4 protein-coding genes are annotated in these 4,346 nt (G+C 37.3%); all 4 read right to left on the reverse strand.

Going from position 1 to position 4,346, the window contains the following annotated elements:
- Positions 1-11 precede the first annotated feature (11 nt).
- Positions 12-1,277, reverse strand: a complete 1,266-nt coding sequence (locus I6U49_RS16745) for an IS256 family transposase (RefSeq protein ID WP_262894938.1) — start codon at positions 1,275-1,277, stop codon at positions 12-14.
- Between the two features lie 257 nt (positions 1,278-1,534).
- Entirely contained in the window at positions 1,535-2,527 is a 993-nt protein-coding gene (locus I6U49_RS16750; RefSeq protein WP_198629687.1) for a DUF262 domain-containing protein, read from the reverse strand.
- Positions 2,528-2,529: 2 nt separating this feature from the next.
- A complete protein-coding gene (locus tag I6U49_RS16755) occupies positions 2,530-3,042 on the reverse strand; it encodes a hypothetical protein (protein ID WP_198629688.1) in 513 nt (170 codons plus the stop codon).
- Entirely contained in the window at positions 3,020-4,285 is a 1,266-nt protein-coding gene (locus I6U49_RS16760) for an IS256 family transposase (RefSeq protein WP_262894938.1), read from the reverse strand. Before I6U49_RS16760 ends, I6U49_RS16755 begins: the two co-directional genes overlap by 23 nt.
- Positions 4,286-4,346: the final 61 nt, after the last annotated feature.

Here is a 4,346-nt window from a genome sequence, read left to right on the forward strand (position 1 = left end):
GGGTCTGTAAATTAAACTCTGTCTGATGTTTCAATTCCTCTGGGGCTAGCCCCAGAGGAATTGGCGTTTATGTCCAGCGGTATCCGGTCTCCAAATTTAATATAAAATTGCTGAATCGTAAGGCTCCAATTATGCAAAGGAGCGGTCCATTTCTTCTCAATGTTTCGTGTGGCCAGGTAGACTAGCTTTAGCAGCGACATATCAGTGGTGAAAGCACCCTTGGTTTTGGTAACTTTCCGGATTTGCCGATGGAAGCCCTCTACGGCATTAGTGGTGTAAATAATCTTCCTAATGGGTTCTGTATACTCAAAATACTGGGATAGCTGTTCCCAGTTACGCTGCCAACTTTCAATAACTACAGGATATTTATTACCCCATTTCCCTTCCAGGTTCAATAGCTCATCTTCGGCTACATCTTTAGTGACAGCCCTATAGACCTTTTTCAGGTCTTTCATAAACTCTTTTTGATCTTTAGAGGCAATATACTTCAATGAATTACGGATTTGGTGTACAATACAAAGCTGAACCTGAGCCTTTGGATAAACGCTTAAGATGGCTTGTGTAAAGCCTTTGAGATTATCTGTACAGGCTATTAAGATATCCTGTAATCCACGGTTATGAAGGTCGGTTAAAACCTGTAGCCAGAAATTAGCACCTTCGCTCTCAGAGATATACATCCCCAGGATTTCCTTTTTCCCTTCTTTGGTAATACCCAGGATGTTATAAAGTGCTTTGTGGGCAATCTTTCCATCCACTTTAACTTTATAATGCATGGCATCAAGCCAAACAATACAGTAAAGGGGTTCTAAAGGACGACTTTGCCAGGCTTTGATATCAGGAATGATCTGATCGGTGATCTGGCTTAAAACCGTATGGGAAATATCGGTATCGTACATTTCTTTGATATGACCCGAGATGTCACGGTAGCTCATTCCAAGTCCATAAAGACCGATAATTTTTTCTGAAAGATTATCAGCCAGAATCGTCTGTCGCTTTTTAACCAGTTCCGGTTGGAAGCTACTTTGACGGTCTTCAGGGGTTTCAATGTCAAAAGAGCCAAAGCCACTTTTAAGCTTTTTCTTTCCCTTGCCATTGCGTTTATTCCCTTTGGAGCGTTCATCACTACTTAGATGAGAGTCCATCTCTGCCTGAAGGGCCTTCTCAATAACGTTCTTGAGCATCGGTGCAAAAGCACCGTCTGCACCAAAAAGGCTTTTGCCTGACATGAACTGGTCAAGCACCTTTTTCTCGAATTCTTGTTGTTCTTTTGTTGCCATAATTCTGTATGAATGAAATTAATAAATAATTCAATTCAGACAGAGTTTATTTTACACTCTCGAATGGCAGATAAAATCCATAAGTTATATGAGTAACAATCTTTAGGAGCCTTATGCCAAACGTCTCGGGTTACCACAAGTTTCGGGAATAAGGATGCGGACTTGTTGGTTTAACCATTATCTTTCCTGGTTTCTAAAATTACGCATTTTCGATAAAACCTTTATTTGCGGTGAACCGATGTTGGCATCTGGCTTTTCTACAATATTTCTTTTCTAATGAATTCACTTCTTCTTACTCTTGCGGTACGGCTATTTGTACCTGCGTACATACTTGCATAATAAAGCGCATATTGATTGGTTTCTTTATCATCATTCTTATGATGTAGAATTAATTCTTCTGCGGCATTAAGCTTTTTAATTAGATTGTCAACTTTAACCTCGGCAAAACAAAGCTCACAAACTAATGTAAAAAAATTGGATTTCCTGAACCAAATTGAATCTGGTTCAAGATCGCTATCAACAATATTTATAATAGTATCACTTATCAAATCTTGAAATTTTTGAAAATCTGGAAATTCATCATTGAATTTTGCAATGTAATTTTCTACCTCACTATCTTGACTAAAATATCCACCTTCTTTTAAGGTCGACATCACTAGTAAAATGAAATGAAGGTCAGCCATTCTAGTCAATTCACTTTCACTAAAAATGGGTACCTTATGGTCAGCTTCATTTATCTTTTCAAGGATTGCTTTAGCGCAAGAAATAAATTCCCCGTTGTAGATTGCATTATTTATCTCAATTGCGGTTAAAGTAAAATTAGTTGAATTAATTCTTTGAAATATTTCAATTATTTTCTCGGGAGAAATGTCTTTTAAATCTCTAATTGTGACATCATAGTTTAGAAAATCCCTCTGTATTTGATCTCCTAGGTCGGCGAATTTTGGAATACTTTTCTCAAAATTGTCTGTACCCTCTATGTATCTTTGAATTGTTGTAAGTCTTTGCTGACCATCTACAACAACATTTTGAGTTGCAAGGGTGGTTAAATCAATTCCTTTTTGAGAAATATAAATTTCTGGAAATGGAAAACCGTCTAAAATAGTTTTTATAAAGTTTTCCATATGTGATGGAGTCCAGACAAATTCTCTTTGAAATTCTGGCTGAAGGATTAATTCTTTTCTTTGAATTTTACCTATCAAGTCAGAGATTGTTTTTTTATCTGGTTGAGCTGGGATTTGAGCACTCATATTTATATGCTTTTCAATTTTTTAGTTATTTCTTCTATCGAAGAACGATAATATTTTTCAGCGTATTTCTGATTTTTAAATAGTCCTGCTTTAACGATATAATTGCCTACTTCTGATTTGGAATGGGATATGCTTTTAAAAAAATCGTCCCATTCCTGTTTAATTTCTTTAAAGTCAGTTGTATTTTGCGGTAATAAGTCTGGCCTCATCCATCCACGTATGAAATATTTAATAAACTTTAAATATTGCTTATACTGTTGGCCGTTAAGCATTATTCTTTGGGATTTGATTAAATATTGATATTCAGATACTAAATCAAAATAATGTTCAAAAAGTTTTTCATTAAATATCACCACATCAATATCTGATTCTAAAGAAAAGTCAGTGAATTTATATGGGCTAAAACCGAATTTGGAAGAACCAACTATCATTACTTCATAAAACTGGATATTAAAATTATCAGCAATTCTTTTTCTAAAGTGGGTCTGTAAATTAAACTCTGTCTGATGTTTCAATTCCTCTGGGGCTAGCCCCAGAGGAATTGGCGTTTATGTCCAGCGGTATCCGGTCTCCAAATTTAATATAAAATTGCTGAATCGTAAGGCTCCAATTATGCAAAGGAGCGGTCCATTTCTTCTCAATGTTTCGTGTGGCCAGGTAGACTAGCTTTAGCAGCGACATATCAGTGGTGAAAGCACCCTTGGTTTTGGTAACTTTCCGGATTTGCCGATGGAAGCCCTCTACGGCATTAGTGGTGTAAATAATCTTCCTAATGGGTTCTGTATACTCAAAATACTGGGATAGCTGTTCCCAGTTACGCTGCCAACTTTCAATAACTACAGGATATTTATTACCCCATTTCCCTTCCAGGTTCAATAGCTCATCTTCGGCTACATCTTTAGTGACAGCCCTATAGACCTTTTTCAGGTCTTTCATAAACTCTTTTTGATCTTTAGAGGCAATATACTTCAATGAATTACGGATTTGGTGTACAATACAAAGCTGAACCTGAGCCTTTGGATAAACGCTTAAGATGGCTTGTGTAAAGCCTTTGAGATTATCTGTACAGGCTATTAAGATATCCTGTAATCCACGGTTATGAAGGTCGGTTAAAACCTGTAGCCAGAAATTAGCACCTTCGCTCTCAGAGATATACATCCCCAGGATTTCCTTTTTCCCTTCTTTGGTAATACCCAGGATGTTATAAAGTGCTTTGTGGGCAATCTTTCCATCCACTTTAACTTTATAATGCATGGCATCAAGCCAAACAATACAGTAAAGGGGTTCTAAAGGACGACTTTGCCAGGCTTTGATATCAGGAATGATCTGATCGGTGATCTGGCTTAAAACCGTATGGGAAATATCGGTATCGTACATTTCTTTGATATGACCCGAGATGTCACGGTAGCTCATTCCAAGTCCATAAAGACCGATAATTTTTTCTGAAAGATTATCAGCCAGAATCGTCTGTCGCTTTTTAACCAGTTCCGGTTGGAAGCTACTTTGACGGTCTTCAGGGGTTTCAATGTCAAAAGAGCCAAAGCCACTTTTAAGCTTTTTCTTTCCCTTGCCATTGCGTTTATTCCCTTTGGAGCGTTCATCACTACTTAGATGAGAGTCCATCTCTGCCTGAAGGGCCTTCTCAATAACGTTCTTGAGCATCGGTGCAAAAGCACCGTCTGCACCAAAAAGGCTTTTGCCTGACATGAACTGGTCAAGCACCTTTTTCTCGAATTCTTGTTGTTCTTTTGTTGCCATAATTCTGTATGAATGAAATTAATAAATAATTCAATTCAGACAGAGTTTATTTTACACTCTC

This window comes from Salegentibacter maritimus, assembly GCF_016236915.1.
GTDB classification, from domain to species: Bacteria; Bacteroidota; Bacteroidia; order Flavobacteriales; family Flavobacteriaceae; genus Salegentibacter; species Salegentibacter maritimus.